The following is a 16,715-nucleotide window of genomic DNA, read 5'->3' on the forward strand; positions in this document are numbered from 1 at the left end:
TTTTCATGATCTTGCCCTGATGTATCTATGTTCACTTTACCACCCAACACAAGAGCTCCAGTTGATTCACTACTTTTTTGTGACCCAGTGGGAAGGGGAGATAACCGCACAAGAAGCAGACAGCATCGTGTGGTATCCACTGAATTTAGCGCCTGTCGGTATCACAGCTGATGGTGTTGCTTTGAAAGAAGTGGAGCGGGTAGGGATGTTTCTCCAAAACTTCGTCAGAGAAGCACTGACAGCAACAAGCACAAAAGCCTAAACACGTGGTTGGATCTGAATTTACATTGGTTTGTATTTCGATACCCCGTGTACTTTGGCTCACGTAAAACCTGCCTCCATGATCTTTACCGTTTTGTCAGCTATTGAGCTAAGACAGATCGGGATTACTTTTATGTATTGTTATGTTATAACGTTCGACTTATTTAAGCTTTTAGGTCAAAGGTATGTTGTCAATTCCAGTCACCATTTTGCATGGGTTTCTCGGGTCAGGGAAAACCACGTTTCTACGCAATATTCTTCAACAAACCGATTATTCCGGCGATGACCTATCCGTTATTGTGAATGACATGAGTGAGTTAGATGTCGATGGCGTACTTATCTTAAACACAGACGCAGTGAGTGAAGAGCAGGGGAACTTCGTCACGATCAGTGGAGATAGCATCAGCAGCCCTAGTGGTGTAAATCACCTCGATAAAGCACTTAAAAAGCTCTGTGCAGAAAAGTCGCCAGAATGGATTGTGATTGAAACGTCGGGTAGTAGCCACCCTTTGCCTTTGGTCGAGTATTTCAAAAACAACGCACAATTTGCACTTAAAGACGTTATTACGCTGGTGGATGCGACTTGGCTGCGAGATGACTATCGACAAGGCTCCGCTTTAATTCCGAAGTGGCAGGAGAATGTCCAGCAAGGTGTTCGTGGTGTAGAAAACTTGTTGGTTGAGCAAATCATGTTCTCAAACCGTGTCATGCTAACCAAAACGGACAAAGTGGATGACCATACCGTTCGCAACATTGCGCAGGCGATCCATCCGCTCAATGTGTACACCGAGATAATTAAAACGTCATGGGGAAACTTGGATATCCGCACGTTAAAAAGTAAGCAAGATTACAACTTTGCCCTAGTTGAACAGTTAATCGCAGAACTTCGAGATACAGTGAATGAACCGCTAAATCTCTCAGATAAAGACGAACAAAGTCTTGTTGCCAAAGTGATCAAAGATGATCGACCATTTCATCCTGCGCGTTTATGGAATGCGTGCCAACAGCATTTAACGAAAGGCGTATTTCGTAGCAAAGGGTTCTTTTGGTTCCCGACTCGAGATGATGTTTCATTGCTTTGGAGCCAAGCGAACGGCAATGTTGGGCTTGAAATTACAGGCTTTTGGCGTGCTTCGGTGATCAATGATGAATCACAAAACTTTACTGAGGAGCATCGTCAAATTCTGCAAGATAAGATAGACAGTGTTGAAAGCCGCTTTGGTGATCGTCGGTGTCGTTTGACGGTAATTGGGCAAGAAGACGAAGTCGACGCCTTTATCGAGGCATTGGAAAACTGCTTTTTGACTGATGCGGAATTGGATCTGTGGCAGCAAGGGGCGGCGTTTGAAGATCCGTGGCCAAAGAAAATTGCTAAGTTAAGTCAGAAGAAGACACTTTAAGTGCATTGAATACGACGTCGCCGCGTTGTTAAATTTCGGCTTGTTCCAATAACGGGTTTACCTAATTGATCTCGTAAAACATGAAAGCCTCCCGAATAGCGGGAGGCTTTTTATCTCAGCTGTTTACTCTTCCCAATCAGGGAATGGGTCTTCCAAAGACAACCAATAGTCGCCCTCTTGCTCCATTTCATCTTTGGTTAACAAACATTCGTTGAGATGGGCAATTAATTTATCTTGCTCTAATCCTTGACCAATAAACACCAATTCCTGTCGCATATCACCATAAGGTTCTTGCCAAATGTTGTTGATGGCATCAAGGGAGTCTTGGTCCGTCGGCCATTCTTCTTTCGGAATTGCTTTCCAAAACATACCTGCGGCACCATAACGTGCGATGCCGCCCGCTTGGCTCCACTGACCAACAAACTCCGGCCTCGTTGCTAACCAAAAATAACCTTTAGAACGAATTAGTTTGCCGTAGTCTTCTGCGTTATGGAGGAAATCATAGAACTTTTCTGGATGGAAAGGACGCCTCGCATGATATGCAAAGCTGGAAATACCGTATTCTTCGGTTTCAGGTATGTGTTCGCCTCGCATCTCTTTCAACCAACCAGGGGCTTGTTGTGCCTTTTCAATACTGAAGCTCTGTGTGTCGAGTACCGCATCAAGTTCCACTTCACCATTCGAGATAGGAAGAATCGTGGCAGAGGTATTAAGTGTTTTAAGAATCGCCAAAAGTCTCTCGACTTCTGACCTCTCAGCGAGATCTGTTTTGCTTATCAAGATCACATCCGCGAACTCTACTTGATCGACAAGTAAATCAGCGACACTGCGTTCATCGTCTTCACCTAACGACTCGGGCGTCTCTGTTAAGAACTTAGCTTCATCATAATCTCGTAGGAAGTTGATGGCATCAACCACTGTTACCATGGTGTCTAAACGGGCAACGTCTGACAGCGAAAGCCCATTTTCATCGGCAAAAGTGAAGGTCTCTGCAACAGGAAGTGGCTCAGCGATGCCAGTGGGCTCGATCACTAGGTAATCGAATCTACCTTCTTGAGCGAGTTTGGTGACTTCTTCAAGTAGATCCTCACGCAGGGTACAGCAGATACAGCCGTTACTCATTTCAACCAACTTTTCTTCACTGTGGTTGAGAGAGACTTGATTCTGAACTGTTGCAGCATCAATATTGATTTCACTCATGTCGTTGACGATGATCGCAACTTTTCTGCCTTGTCTGTTGTTAAGAATATGACTTAAAACGGTTGTTTTTCCTGCGCCGAGAAAGCCGGATAAAACCGTAACAGGGAGTTTTTGGGTGTTCATGCTCATGCTCTTTTCATTAGTGTAATGTTATAATATAACATTGAGTATGATCGGTGATCTTAACTCTGGCATCAAGCAGTTTGTTACTGTGTCGGGCACTGCACCTTATTGGCGTCTTTATTCGTTTTTAAGTTGTAGAGGTTCAGATGCACGCAACAAAGTACATCGGAGTCTTATCTGGTATGGGGAGAGGTGTCGTGAGGGCTTATAAGAGTGAATAACACGCCATGTTAGCACTGTATATTGTCACCATAGTGATCTTTCGTGTTTTCACTATTTACCCATTTACCGTCTAAGGTTATGAAAAATCATAATATTACTCGATTTTCTAAACCCCAGAAACGGTGAAACCCCGATGTTGGTAGCATCGGGGTTTCGAATTTCTAGATTTCTCGACTGGTAAGATCGATTATCTTTTCTATGCAGAAGGCTGGATTAATCCAATCTTATTCCTTGGTAGGGAATTAGATGCGGATGAAGTCCATGTGCTCAACTTTTGGCTTGAACGCGTGACGTTGAACGTCTTGTGGCTTAACCTTAACTTCTGCGCCGTCAATCAGTAGAGTGATTGCTTCGTAGAATTCAGGCTTGTCCATTTGGTTGATCACGTCAGCGTGAACAAGTTCGATAGCTACAGCTTCAGCTTCGCCACCGTAGATTACAGCTGGGAATTTACCAGCATGACGTAGGCGGCGGCTCGCACCTTTACCTAGTTCAGTACGTACTACTGCTTCAAATTTCATAGTTTTACTCTCAAATTAGTAAAAATTAACTTCACACCTCAATGCGACCTTGAGTGTGTGGTAATGCTTAAACATAAAAGTTCATGCTTAAGCGAGCGCGGATACTAACATCACATTCCAATATGAGCAAGTCAGAAGCCCATTTCAAAGTGAATTTCCTTCGATAATGGGTTCGTTTGGAGATAAAACGTTCGCTAACGCTTGTTTAGCGCATTTTACTCCCTTTTACATCGCAATCCTTATCTATTTATATCACTGCTAAATCATCAAGTTAATGAACGGAAAATGAATGTTTGCCTAAGACTTGGTTAAGTCTTAGTTCGTTAATCTTAGTGTTAATTAAACAGCAGAATGAATAGGTGAAAATATGAAACCGGTAAGCATTGTCGTAATTACGCTAAACGAAGAGAAACGCATTAGCCGCTTAATGGAAGAGTTGAGCGTGCAAACCCACCAAGAGTTTGAAGTGATTGTTGTCGACTCGAACAGTGAAGATAACACCCGAGAAGTCGCACAAGCCTATGAAAGTGCATTGCCAAAACTGACAGTCCACCATATGCAAGAACGCGGTGTTAGCCTTGGTCGAAACACCGGGGCTGCTTTGGCGCAATACAACAGAATCCTTTTCTTGGATGCCGACGTAAGCCTGCCTCGTAACTTCCTTGCGAAGGCGCTTTATGAGTTAGAAGAGAACAAGCTTGAAGTTGCTGGCGTATACATGAGTTCAAAAGGGCTGCCACTGGTTCATAAACTCGGTTATGGGCTGTTTAATGCGGGCTTATTTGCGACGCAGTTCTTTTTCCCGACGGCGATTGGCGCATGTATTTTCTCGACTAAACGGGCGCATGATGAGATCGGCGGTTTTGATGAAGAGATCGTCCTGTGTGAAGATTGTGACTACGTAAAACGTGCGAGCAAAACATGGCGATTTAGATTCCTAAATATGACTTTTGGTTTTGACCCACGTCGCTTAGACCAAGATGGCGTTGTGAAGACAGGCTCTACTTATCTTAAAGCCAATGTAAGACGCTTCTTTAAAGGAGAAATGCGTAATAACGAGATGAACTACAAGTTTGGTCACTACAAAGAACAGTAAGCGTTGAGGTTGTTATGTTTGATGGACTAGGGTTGTTTCTGGGAGCATTGGGTGATGCTCTCATTGGCCCAAACCTATTTGTACCGGGAGAGCCGTTCTTTATCGCAGCGGGCTTTCAACTGTATTCAGGTGCATGGATGGCGTTGGTTTTGGTGATGCTAGGTGGTTTGCTTGGTGATCAACTCAGTTATTTCATTGGTTATAAATACGGTGTTAAGGTGCAACGAAGGCTCATTAAGTTTCGCCCTAAAACCAAAAGATTAATTGCGCGCTGCCGCTATCTGGTTGCTCGCAAAGGCACATACATCATTCTTTTTGCTCGTTTATTAGGGCCTATCGCTTGGGTTGTGCCATTTATAGCTGGCTCGCATCGTGTACCGTGGCGTAATTTTAGTGTGTTGGCGTTTATCGGTTTGGCCCTTGGTGGAGGGCAGTTCATTGCTTGGGGCATGTTACTGGCGCACGGCGTTGAAAACTTCCCGTGGCTTAATAGCCTTAAGATATTTATCTCGGAGCATAATAGCTTGATCGTTGGTGTGTTCGCGGTATTAGTCTTCACCATTATCGGTTACCGAATGAAGTGGCGATGCTTAGTACTTAAGTCTAGTGCGCTGTTGTTGGCGTGGGTATTGTTTGCGAACTACGCTCACTTTTTCTGGAAAGCGGATGACTTTCAGAATCAACCAGAGACGGCTCAAATAAACAAAGTCGACTGGAACTCGGTTACCTATAAAGCGTTCCCCGGTAAATCTTCGTTCTACTCGGCGCAAGCGATCAACGTAATTTATGTTGGAGCAACCCCAAGAGACTTAATGAAGCAATTAGGCTGGATAGAGAATCAAACCTTCTCTCGAAATGAGATTGAATGGGTTGGTTATCTCGCATTGCTTAGAGAAAAAACGCCGCCAGTGTCTGATTTATATTGGCGAGACAAGCCGCAAGATATGGCTTTTCAATTGCCGGGTAACCTGATGAAGCGCAGCCATATTCGTTGGTGGCGTGCAGGTGTTGATATTAAAACTAACCAGCCTCAGTGGTTAGGCGCAATTAGCTATGATGATGGCCTTAAAGTCACGCCTTACTCAGGCATTGTGACCGTGCTTCATAACATTGACCCTAATGTTGATGAAGAGCGAGATCGGCTTGCTAATCAGATACGAACGTTACTACCAGACATCGAGTTAGACAAGTACCCATTAGCAACGGTGGAAGTGATCAATGACGATCATGACTATTACACTGATGGCCGGGTATTAACGATTGGAGCAACGACCCTTAGTGATAATTCACAAACTTTGGATGTTGCTGTGAACGATATATAGAGTTGTATATAAGGTCGATAGAATTAAGCCCTAGCATTACGTTAGGGCTTATTGTGTTTAACTTTTACTTAGCTTGTTCAGCCTTTACTTACTTTAAGCACCAGAGAAGCTTTTAAGCCGCCCATTGAGCTCTTGCTGAGCGTTAGGCTGCCTCGGTAACTGTGTGCCATTTCATTTACGATATTAAGCCCTAAGCCTGTTCCTGGTGTGGTTTCATCAAGTCGGACGCCACGTTTGGTCACTTGCTCAAGCTTCTCTTCAGGAATGCCTTGGCCATCATCTTCAATCACCAACTCTATGTTGCCATCGTCGAGTTCATTTGCATGGACGCGAATAATGCTGCCAGCCCACTTGTAACTGTTCTCGAGTAGGTTGCCGACCATTTCATCAAGGTCGGTTTTTTCTACCGCCACTTCAATCTCAGAGTCTAGCTCGTTAATTATAGTGACTTCGTTGGCTGCGTAGACTTTATCAAACGCCATTGAGATAGCTTCAACACGCTCACAAGGTGAAGACTTCACCGAAAGAATGTTCATTGCACCTGCCATACGAGCGCGGCCAAGGTGATAATCAATTTGGCTTTGAATCTGATGAATGGGCTGTTGCAGCAGTGCCTTGTCATCCTCTGGAAGTCGCTCTATCTCATTTTTTAGAACTGAAAGCGGTGTTTTCAACGCATGAGATAAGTTACCCGCGTGGTTACGAGCTCGTTCTAATAACTCTTGATAGTGAAAGAGCAGGGCATTGAGGTCAGAGACTAATGGAGAAACCTCTTTCGGGTAGTTATCGCTTAACCCTTGTTGCTCGCCGTTTCTTAGCATTACCAGTTCGCGTTGCATCTTGCTGAGCGGTAATAACGACCAACTGACTTGAATACCGATCAACATCAGCACGCCAACAAACAGCAACATTAGGATCAACCAGACTTGACCAGTAAGCTCGGTCAGTGTGGATTCTAATGGATCTTCATCAATACCAATGGTGATCGTGACAGGGTCGCTCAGTTCAGGCAGGTAGATATCTTGCTCGATGTAAATCAGCTTTTCTTTCTCTGGCCCTTTGACTGATGTGTGAATCGGTGAACGCTTGATGGTGAGGTCTTTATCCCATAGCGAGCGAGATCGAATGATCTGCTCTTGGGTAGCGGCGCGCCAATAAATACCACTGTAGGGCTGGTTGAACCTAGGATCAGACAGACGCTCTGCCATGATCAGGTTACCACTGTCATTGGTTTCGATATTGGCGGTTAACTCATCCATGGTTAAGCCAAGCTGCTGCTTCATGTCATCGACGAGGTAGTCGTTAACCAGTTTCGGAATCCCGACACCAGCCGCTAATATCATCGCACCTAGCCAAAAAGCCGCAGCAAGGAGCAAGCGGCTTTTTAAACTGATGTTTTTAAGTGTTCGTTTCTTTAGATTCATGCATTTCCAACCTGCCTTTGCTCATCGTAACTTATCGTATTGCGATGATCAGAACAGGCTGTCCACTTAATTAATGGTTGCTCTTGGCGTGATTGACGACTGAGCTATTCAGCATTCAGTTGGTAGCCAAGGCCACGAACGGTTTTGATGATCTTTGGTGCGATTTTCTTACGAATACGACCGATGAACACTTCAACCGTGTTTGAGTCTCGGTCGAAGTCTTGCTTGTAGATATGCTCAACCAACTCAGTGCGCGAGATAACCTTGTTTTGGTTATGCATGAAGTACGCGACAACTTTATATTCCAGCGCCGTGAGGCTAACTGCTTGACCTTGCCACAACACTTTAGAACTGCGTGTGTCTAGGCTTAGATCACCGATTTGAAGTATCGGAGCAGCACTGCCTGATGCTCGGCGCAGTTGAGCTCGGATACGGGCAATCAGCTCGACCATCTCAAATGGCTTAGTTAGGTAGTCATCAGCACCGGCGTTCAAACCCTCAACACGTTGAGTTAGCGTGTCACGAGCACTTAAGATAATCACTGGCGTGTTGATGTTTTCGTCTCGAATGCCTTTTAATACCGTTAGGCCGTCAAGCTTAGGTAAACCTAAATCGAGGACAATCGCGTCCCATTCTTCTGACGTTGCACGGTAGAGTGCGTCGATACCATCTTGAGAGAGCTCTGGAACCCAGTCGGCCCCCTCAAGTGTTTCAATAATTTGTTGGCCCAAACGAGGCTCATCTTCAACGACTAAAATTTTCATAATTGTTCTTCTAATTTCTTCTAATGACTGTTCGTCGTGCTTAGCTCTTCGTCGTACGTAACTAGTCGCCGTGTTTAATTGCGTCTTTAAAGTTGCGGCCTTTGATCATAAGCATTTCTAACGTCTCAGCGTTGTATTCGACTTTGATGATGTTGTTTTGGTAATTGATTTTTAGTTCATACACCCAAATGTCGTCATCTTCTTCTAGTTCTACTTTAATGATTCTGCCATGAAGATCGTTTTCAACCGCCGCATACATTTCTGAGAAAGGGCGAATGTAGCCTTCTCGTACGGCTTCATAGACTTCGTCTTGATCTTCTTCAAATTCGATGCTGGTTCCTGCTTTATGAACGTCCTGCACTAATTCATGACCATTATGATGTGAGTCAGCCCATGCGCCAGCAGAAACAAATAAGCCTAAGCTTATAGAAAACAAAGAAATCATAGCTTTACTAAACATAGCGAATCCTAGAGAAGGTTGATAGCGTTCAGTATAAAAAAGTAATTCTGAACAGAAAGTGAACCTGATTAATAATGAGAATTTGATACCGAAAAACTTAACGCTTAAATGGCGCAGGCTTTAATACATAAGATTAATTGCCGAGTGTTAAGAACGTAAGACTTACTTTTATTCTTACCTTAACGCTGCTGTAGTTCGTCTTCGAATATCTTGTCTCTCATTTTCCAAAAGCGTCCGACTTTACGGGCAATCACGAATTGAGGTGGGCGGAATCTATGTTGGTGAGCAACCACTTTCGTCGGTGAGGCTTCTTCGAAAGGGCGATGTCTGTCTGCAAGGTGAGGGCGAACAAACTGGTCTTTGAAGTTCTGCTTCTGCTTTTTGCTGGTTAATGACCAAAACTCATGCACTTGCGCTTGGTTTTCTCCGCGATAGGTGACCTTAAGTTGTGATTTACCTTTCTCGTCTTTAAGCACGTTGAGGTCCATTTCCAAGCATTCAAATACCAAGGCATCTTTTAGGTTCAGTGCTTCTTTTAGCTTTTTGTCTGGGTCGACTAAGGTTGCATCGCACTCATGACAAATGCGCGCAGCAATGTCATTATCAGCACCACATTCACCGCAATATTTCGCTCGGAAGCGATAATTACAGTGCTCGCGCTCGCCCGTGTCTTCATCGGTAAAGTAGCCTTGGCATTTGCGCCCAAAGTGCTCAAGCAAGAAGCCATTGCTGTCTAGCTTGCCCCAAAAGTTATTATTGAAGCCGCACGCAGGGCAAGGGATGGTGATGATTTCACTGTCTGAATCGGGTTTAGGGTCGCCAACCTCAGGTTGGTAGAGGTCGTAACTGTTGCCCGCATAGTCGAGCACCAAACACTCTTTTTTACCCGGAGATAGGCGTAAGCCACGGCCAACGATTTGTTGATACAAACTGATGGATTCTGTCGGGCGCAAAATCGCGATTAAATCGACGTGTGGCGCATCAAAACCTGTGGTTAATACCGATACGTTAACCAAGAACTTGATTTTACGTTCTTTGAAGTCGCTGATTATTTGGTCACGTTCGAGAGTTGGTGTATCACCAATCACAATTGAAGCTTCACCTTCTGGCAATAAGCCGAGGATCTCTTGTGCGTGTCGAACGGTCGCAGCGAACACCATGATACCTAGCTTGTCTTGGGCTAGGTGAATAATCTGATCGACAATCTGCGGGGTCGCGCGTTTCGATTGCTCGATCACCATGTCGAGTTCTGCTTCTTTGTAGCGACCAGTGCTCGCGGGCTTTAATTGCGAAAAGTCATAGCTCAACACGGGTGCATCAATCATGCGTGCAGGAGTTAAGAAACCTTCATCGAGCAGGTAACGAATCGGCAGCTCAAAGATACAGTCGCGGAAGAAACGTGGCTCATCTGAACGCACTTGACCGCGAGTGTGGTATTGATAAATCCAACCCATCCCAAGACGATATGGGGTCGCTGTTAATCCAAGCACCTTGATGCCCGAATTATTCTCGCGTAAGTGAGTGATGACTTTCTGATAACTACTGGTCTTTTCATCGGGAACACGGTGGCATTCGTCGATAACCAACAGCGAAAATTGGTTAGAGAATGAATCGAGATTTCGCACCACAGATTGCACCGAAGCAAACACGACTTGTTGGTCGGTCTCTTTGCGTCCTAAACCCGCAGAGAAAATCGAGCCTTTCAGCCCGTAACCTTCATACTTTTCATGGTTCTGTTCAACCAACTCTTTTACGTGAGCAAGCACCAACACTCGACCTTTCGCAAGCCTTGCTAACTCTGCAATCACAAGGCTTTTTCCTGCACCTGTCGGAAGCACGAGCACTGCCGGAGTTTGGTGTTTTCTGAAGTAATGAATCACTGATTTTACAGAATCAGCTTGGTACGGGCGGAGTGTATACATATCGCGTCTTGTAAGAAGGAAAACAAATAGTGTGAAATAGCTCAACTAATTGAGCAAAGGTGACTATAATACCCGACTTAGATTAGTTGAGGTATTCATGCGTTTAGATAAATTTCTGTGCGATGCATTAGGCGTCACTCGAAGAGAAGCAACACACTTATTAAAATCCAAGGCAGTGACAGTAAATGATGTCATTCAAAAAAGCGGCTCACTCAAGGTAACTGAAGAGTGCGTTGTGGAATGGCAAGGCAATGAACTGAATGTTCACGGCCCACGTTACATCATGCTTTATAAGCCAGAAGGCTTTGTTTGTTCGCATGAAGATGGCGCAAATCGTATCGCGTTTGAATTACTTGATGAAATCAAAATGGACAAGCTGCACTTTGCTGGTCGTCTAGATATTGATACAACAGGTCTTGTGTTGATTACAGACGATGGTAAGTGGTCTCACCGTATCACTTCGCCAAAGCACAAGTGCGAGAAGACGTACCGTGTGTGGTTGGTTGAACCTGTTGAAGACGATTACGTTGAAAAATTCAAAGAGGGCATCCAGCTTAAGAGCGAAGATGGCCTAACACTTCCTGCACACCTAGAAGTTCGTGCAGAGCGTGAAGTATTGCTAACGATTCACGAAGGCAAATACCACCAAGTTAAACGTATGTTTGCTGCTCTTGGTAACAAGGTAGAAGCACTACACCGTGAACGTATTGGCGAAATTGAGATGGACGAATCTTTAGAGTTAGGTGAATACCGTTACCTAACGCAAGAAGAAGTCGATTCAATCTGGAAGTAGTCCTTAGCTAGAAGTTGCTCTTAACAAGAAATTGTTCTTAACAAGAGACCACTTTTGCTGGAAATAGCCCTTTCGTTGTAAAGCCGACCATGGATAGCGTCGGCTGATGATGTTGACTGGTACTAGGAAAGTCTCAGCCAATCTTTGACTCGCGTACTCACGCTAGTCCCTAGCTCTATCAGTTGAACATTCGGAGAACCATGCAAACATCGACCTCACAGAGCCAAAGCTCCCAACTAGAAACACCTCAATTAGGCTTAGTGCTGTTTTTGATTCTAGGTGCGATTGGTGCACTTACTCCGCTAGCCATTGATATGTATCTGCCAGCGATGCCGACCATTGCTAAAGATCTTGGTGTGACGGCGGGTGAGGTACAAATCACGCTAACAGCCTATACCGCAGGTTTCGCGCTGGGGCAGTTGCTGCATGGCCCGTTGGCGGATAGCTATGGTCGCAAGCCTGTACTGCTTATTGGTGTGTTCTTGTTTGCTATCGCTTCTATGGTGAGTGCGACAACTCATGGCATTGAAGCGCTGACTTACATCCGTACCGCTCAAGGTTTTGCTGGTGCTGCGGCGGCCGTTATCATCCAAGCGGTGGTAAGAGATATGTTCGATCGTGAAGATTTCGCAAGAACCATGTCTTTCGTTACTTTGGTGATGACAGTTGCGCCATTGGTTGCTCCGATGATTGGCGGTTACTTAGCGTTGTGGTTCGGTTGGCGTTCAATTTTCTGGGTTCTGGCTATTTTTGCGGTGATCGTGATTCTGGCGGTATCGATGAAGATCCCAGAAACGCTTCCTGCAGAAAACCGACAACCATTGCGCTTTAAAACAACGATTCGTAACTATGCTCGACTGTGTAAGAACCCAACGGCGATGGGCCTGATTTTCTCTGGTGCATTCTCATTTTCAGGGATGTTTGCGTTCTTAACGGCAGGTTCATTCGTTTACATCGATATCTATGGCGTTCGCCCTGATCTGTTTGGCTACCTGTTCGGCTTGAATATTGTTGCTATGATCTTGATGACGAGCATCAACGGTCGAATCGTTAAGAAAGTGGGCTCTCACGCTATGCTCAGAGTCGGTTTAACCATTCAACTGTTTGCGGGCTTAGGTCTGTTAGTCGGTTGGATGTTAGATATCGGTTTGTGGGGTATTGTGCCATTCGTGATGCTGTTTATCGGCACACTGTCTACCATTGGTAGTAACTCAATGGCACTGCTTTTAAGCGGATACCCGAATATGGCCGGCACAGCTTCTTCGCTTGCAGGCACATTAAGATTTGGTACTGGTTCTGTAGTGGGGGCAATTGTTGCTATGCTACCAAGTGACACTGCAGGGCCAATGGCTATGATGATGGCAGCATGTGCAATACTGTCAGCATTACTATATTGGACATTAGGAAAGAAGGCATAATGTCAAAATACTATATTGAAATTCAGAAGTTAGTGAACGATGCGCTGGGCGAGCTGTATGCTCTGCATAAGTCTGGTAAAGCGATCGACGCACCTATCGCGAACAACCTTTATCTTGTTCGTTGGGTAACAAAAGCGATTAAATCTCAAGCTTATGATCGCGTGATTGTGCCTGACTTAGTTCGCTGGCAGAAACAGGGTCGCTCAAAAGGCAACAACTCTGATTTAACTTTTACCTTTAAACGTATTTCTGCGTTTTACGGACGTTTTTTCCCTGAAGGCGAAGAGCCTAAAACGCTAAAAGACAGTGATGTTGAAGCGTTCATGGACAAAATGTACGAGATGGGTTGGAGCGTATCGAGTGAAGACGAGCTAACGACTGGCGGCAAGATTCAATTCTTCACCGATGGCGAGCACTCTTTTGCTTTATGCGGTAAACAGTGTGACGACTCTTTCGACGGGGAGTTGATGGTTAAGCCAATGAACTGGTTTGTTCGTGGCAACCATGCTGAGTTCATCCAAGCGGCGATGGAAGCGGGCTTCATGCTTCACAAAGTAACGGACTATAAGTCTGCGGTGAAGTATCACGGTGAATACATCGTTTACCCAGCTAACCAAGGCAACCAACTGGCTGAGATCCCAATTAGCGTTATCGGGCTAATAGCGGATTCGAGATGAGAGATACGAAGAGCGGAATTATCCGCTCTTTTTTGTCTCTCATAGCGCGTGTCGCTAATTTGCTGTTAAGTCTTTTCGCATCCCGTTACCCGAATCTCGCATCTGCTTTTAATCCTGTTCTTTAGCCTGCTTCTCAATTGCCTTCACCATGCCTTTAAAAATAAACAGGTGGGCTGGCATCATAGCAAACCAATACAGTAACCCTAGAAAGCCTTTAGGGTGCCACCACGCTGAAATGTTCAGCTCGCGAGAGTCACCGTGGTCAGAGACGGTAATCTCGAGTCGCCCTAAACCGGGGCCTTTCATACCGAAAAGCAGGGATAAAAACTGATTCTCTTCACAGCGAATGACCTTCCATGAATCGATTTTGTCACCGACTTTTAGGTTGGGCCCTTCTGGCATTTGTCGAACCGGTACACCGCCACCGAAAAGAACATCCAACCATTCGCGTGTGCGCCATAAAGTGTTAGCAAAGAAGTAACCTTGCTTCGGGCTTCCGATTTGCTGAGCAACATGCCAAAGCGATTCCAATGAAGCGCTTGAGGTGATACTTGCGCCTGTTTTCTTCGGGTAATAGCCATACCCAGCTTGCCAGCGTTTGAATGCGGTTTTATCAAAGCCCCATACATTGCTTTTGACAAAGTTTCCTTCAGCGTGAATGGCTTGTTCAACCATATTTTCGAACGAGATAAGCTTCTGAGGGTACTTTTCTCTAATGATGGTCGAACTGGCGATGAAGTCGTGCTTTAAGCCTGCAAGTAGTGCTCTACCTATGTTAGACGGTACAGAAGTCACCACACCTAACCAATATGAAGCAATCTTTGGTGTCAGTAGCGATGTCGCCCATAGCCTGAGTGGACGATCGGCAGTTTTGGCAATATGAGCAAATTGGTTTCGGTAAGAGACAATATCCGGCCCGCCAACCTCAAAGGTTTGGCTTTCGCTAGGCGTGTCTTGTGCGAGTTTTAGTAAATAGTGGTTCAGGTTCTGCAAAGCAATCGGGTTGGCTTTAGAGTCAACCCATTTTGGCGCAATCATAATCGGCAAGTTGTACACGAAATCTCGCATGATCTCGAATGCCGCAGATCCTGGGCCAATGATCACGCCAGCTTGAAGTTCGGTAACGGGTACAGGCCCTTTACGAAGCAATTCGCCGGTTTTCTTTCTCGCTTGAAGGTGCTCTGAATCACCAGTCTGAGGCTGTAAAGAACTCAGGTAGATGACGTGTTGATTCTTTGGCCCAAGAGCAGAAACAAAGTTACGGGCTAAGTTCAGCTCATAATCGATAAAGTCGTGGCCTTCCGCCATGCCATGGACGAGAAAGAAGATAAGATCAAAGTCGGGGACTAAGGCTTGTGTCGCAGCTTGATCGGCCAGATCAAGATACTCAAGCGATAAGCTTTCGTGAGGCTCGGTCCGTGCCTTTAAATAGTCGATATGCCTTGCTGCTGCCGTGACTTGATAGCCTTGCTCAAGCAGGAGAGGGAGGAGTTGCGAACCAACATATCCAGAAGCGCCTAAAACCAGTACTTTCTTCATTGTTACTCCATTTATATCTGTGGTTAAAAACCGAACATTGATATAATAGCGCGATATTTATCTTTATTCATCAATACGTTCCGTTTAGGTATCTCTCTATGTTGCTCTCTTCAATTATTCATCACACACGAGGTGATTTTGTTCGCAGGCTTATTGCGATTGCACTGCCCATCACCTTGCAGAGCATTATGTTTTCAAGCCGAGGCTTGGTGGATGTATTGATGTTGGGCCAACTTGGCGAAGCAGACATCGCAGCTGTGGGGGTGGCGAGCCGAGCGATGTTCGTGACGACCATTATGCTGGTGGGTGTTACCACGGGCGGTGCTCTTCTTACTGCTCAATATTGGGGCGCGGGTAACAGACAAGGTGTGAGAGAAAGCACTGCGCTGACGTGGCTGGTGTCGACACTGTTTGCTTTACTGACTATCGCGTTTTTCGTTTCATTTCCTGCACAAATCATGGGCGTGACGACCGACTCTCAAGAGGTCATCAACTTAGGCGTTGAATACATCGTAATTACGTCATTTAGCATGCTAGCGGTATCGTGTGTCAGCAGTATGGCTGTGGGTTTGAGAGCGATGCACAAACCCGGGCTAAGTACATTTTTCAGCGGTATCGGCATCCTGTCTAACGTGTTCTTAAACTGGGTGCTGATCTTCGGTAACTTAGGCTTTCCTGCGCTTGGAATCAAAGGTGCGGCGATTGCGACGGTACTGAGTGGCGCGATTGAAGTCGCGACTTTGTTTGGTTATCTCTATTTCTCTAAGCATTTATTAGCATTTAAGTTTTGCGATATTAAAGCGGCAGCTTCGATTGATAAGGTGGTTCGCTTCTTGAAGCTGTCTCTGCCGACCACGTTTAACTTCTTAGCATGGGCGGGTGGTTTGTTTGCTTACCACGCGATCATGGGGCAATCGGGCGTTCAAGGTCTGGCTGCGCTATCGGTCATGACGCCGGTTGAATCTATCTCATTGAGTTTATTGATTGGCCTTTCGAATGCGGCAGCTGTTTTGGTGGGTAATCAACTTGGTGCGAAAAACAATGAAGCGGTTTACTATCAAGCGCTTGGCTTAACAATTTTGTGTTTCTTAACTAGTATTGTTGTAGCCGTTTTTCTCTATTTCGTTCAAACGCCAATACTTAATGCCTTTAGCGCACTGACGGAAGAAACCAGAGCCCTCTCAGAGAAGTTCATTCTGATCCTCTGTGTGGGTATTGTCATTCGCTCGGTGCCATTGACTGTGATCGTTGGGGTGTTGAGAGCGGGTGGTGATGTGAAGTTCTGCCTCTATCAAGATTTGATTGCTCAGTGGGTGATCGGTATCCCATTGGCAGCCATCGCGGCTATCTATTTTAAGTTTCCACCTGAGTGGGTATATCTGCTTTTCCTAACGGAAGAAGTCCTCAAGTGGGGCGGGTCGCTCTATCGCATGAAAACAAGAAAATGGATTAAAAACTTGATAGGAAGTTGAAGTAGGGCGCACCAATCGCATCACTTTATCGTTGGCGTGTGATCTATCTTTCAAAATACTTCCTCCTAACAGGGAATTAGTGTAGATTCTCCTTCCAAATT

At 45.3% G+C, this 16,715-nt stretch carries 14 protein-coding genes and 1 pseudogene; 8 read left to right on the plus strand and 7 right to left on the minus strand.

The annotated features are described in order from the left end of the window. Together AB4209_RS07920 and AB4209_RS07925 are read left to right on the plus strand one after the other, a co-directional pair. Window positions 1-262 (plus strand): annotated as a pseudogene (locus AB4209_RS07920) (hypothetical protein); the annotation flags it as partial. Between the two features lie 184 nt (window positions 263-446). Beyond that, a complete protein-coding gene (locus AB4209_RS07925) occupies window positions 447-1,661 on the plus strand; it encodes a GTP-binding protein (RefSeq protein ID WP_372055470.1) in 1,215 nt (404 codons plus the stop codon). Window positions 1,662-1,784: 123 nt separating this feature from the next. Here AB4209_RS07925 and zigA read toward each other — a convergent pair whose 3' ends face one another. After that, window positions 1,785-2,984, minus strand: coding sequence for a zinc metallochaperone GTPase ZigA (zigA, locus tag AB4209_RS07930; protein WP_372055472.1), 1,200 nt, complete (start codon window positions 2,982-2,984; stop codon window positions 1,785-1,787). Window positions 2,985-3,448: 464 nt separating this feature from the next. Further along, entirely contained in the window at window positions 3,449-3,727 is a 279-nt protein-coding gene (rplY, locus tag AB4209_RS07935) for a 50S ribosomal protein L25 (RefSeq protein WP_017060373.1), read from the minus strand. Between the two features lie 367 nt (window positions 3,728-4,094). Here rplY and AB4209_RS07940 point away from each other — a divergent pair, with 367 nt between their 5' ends. Together AB4209_RS07940 and AB4209_RS07945 are read left to right on the plus strand one after the other, a co-directional pair. Next, complete coding sequence (locus tag AB4209_RS07940) at window positions 4,095-4,823, plus strand: glycosyltransferase family 2 protein (protein ID WP_372055474.1); 729 nt, start codon at window positions 4,095-4,097, stop codon at window positions 4,821-4,823. A gap of 14 nt (window positions 4,824-4,837) precedes the next feature. Further along, window positions 4,838-6,145 carry an LssY C-terminal domain-containing protein gene (locus AB4209_RS07945; protein WP_017070602.1) on the plus strand — a complete coding sequence of 436 codons (1,308 nt, stop codon included), beginning with the start codon at window positions 4,838-4,840 and terminating at the stop codon, window positions 6,143-6,145. A gap of 77 nt (window positions 6,146-6,222) precedes the next feature. Here AB4209_RS07945 and AB4209_RS07950 read toward each other — a convergent pair whose 3' ends face one another. The 4 genes from AB4209_RS07950 to AB4209_RS07965 all read right to left on the minus strand — a co-directional run bounded on the left by AB4209_RS07950 (window position 6,223) and on the right by AB4209_RS07965 (window position 10,715). Beyond that, window positions 6,223-7,569, minus strand: a complete 1,347-nt coding sequence (locus tag AB4209_RS07950; RefSeq protein WP_017060376.1) for an ATP-binding protein — start codon at window positions 7,567-7,569, stop codon at window positions 6,223-6,225. 104 nt (window positions 7,570-7,673) lie between these two features. Beyond that, window positions 7,674-8,333, minus strand: a complete 660-nt coding sequence (locus AB4209_RS07955; protein WP_017060377.1) for a response regulator transcription factor — start codon at window positions 8,331-8,333, stop codon at window positions 7,674-7,676. 61 nt (window positions 8,334-8,394) lie between these two features. Beyond that, window positions 8,395-8,793: a PepSY domain-containing protein gene (locus AB4209_RS07960; RefSeq protein WP_017066076.1), complete on the minus strand. Its 399-nt coding sequence runs from the start codon at window positions 8,791-8,793 to the stop codon at window positions 8,395-8,397. A gap of 179 nt (window positions 8,794-8,972) precedes the next feature. Next, the gene (locus tag AB4209_RS07965; protein ID WP_017066075.1) at window positions 8,973-10,715 is read right to left on the minus strand and encodes a DEAD/DEAH box helicase; all 1,743 of its coding nucleotides are present in this window, start codon (window positions 10,713-10,715) and stop codon (window positions 8,973-8,975) included. Between the two features lie 97 nt (window positions 10,716-10,812). Here AB4209_RS07965 and rsuA point away from each other — a divergent pair, with 97 nt between their 5' ends. The 3 genes from rsuA (at window position 10,813) to AB4209_RS07980 (ending at window position 13,603) form a co-directional block, all read left to right on the plus strand. After that, window positions 10,813-11,508, plus strand: a complete 696-nt coding sequence (rsuA, locus tag AB4209_RS07970; protein WP_017060380.1) for a 16S rRNA pseudouridine(516) synthase RsuA — start codon at window positions 10,813-10,815, stop codon at window positions 11,506-11,508. 200 nt (window positions 11,509-11,708) lie between these two features. Further along, window positions 11,709-12,926, plus strand: coding sequence for a Bcr/CflA family multidrug efflux MFS transporter (locus AB4209_RS07975; protein WP_017060381.1), 1,218 nt, complete (start codon window positions 11,709-11,711; stop codon window positions 12,924-12,926). Next, window positions 12,926-13,603 carry a DUF2913 family protein gene (locus AB4209_RS07980; protein ID WP_372055476.1) on the plus strand — a complete coding sequence of 226 codons (678 nt, stop codon included), beginning with the start codon at window positions 12,926-12,928 and terminating at the stop codon, window positions 13,601-13,603. The genes AB4209_RS07975 and AB4209_RS07980 overlap by 1 nt, the downstream gene beginning before the upstream one ends. Window positions 13,604-13,711: 108 nt before the next feature. On the opposite strand, the gene AB4209_RS07985 is transcribed toward AB4209_RS07980, so the two are convergent. Next, the gene (locus AB4209_RS07985) at window positions 13,712-15,142 is read right to left on the minus strand and encodes a DUF2867 domain-containing protein (protein WP_017066073.1); all 1,431 of its coding nucleotides are present in this window, start codon (window positions 15,140-15,142) and stop codon (window positions 13,712-13,714) included. Between the two features lie 98 nt (window positions 15,143-15,240). Between AB4209_RS07985 and AB4209_RS07990 the strand changes: the two genes are divergently transcribed. Then, entirely contained in the window at window positions 15,241-16,614 is a 1,374-nt protein-coding gene (locus tag AB4209_RS07990; RefSeq protein ID WP_017060384.1) for an MATE family efflux transporter, read from the plus strand. The last annotated feature ends 101 nt before the right edge of the window (window positions 16,615-16,715 follow it).

The organism is Vibrio sp. 10N.286.48.C11, assembly GCF_041469805.1.
Classification (GTDB): domain Bacteria; phylum Pseudomonadota; class Gammaproteobacteria; order Enterobacterales; family Vibrionaceae; genus Vibrio; species Vibrio crassostreae_C.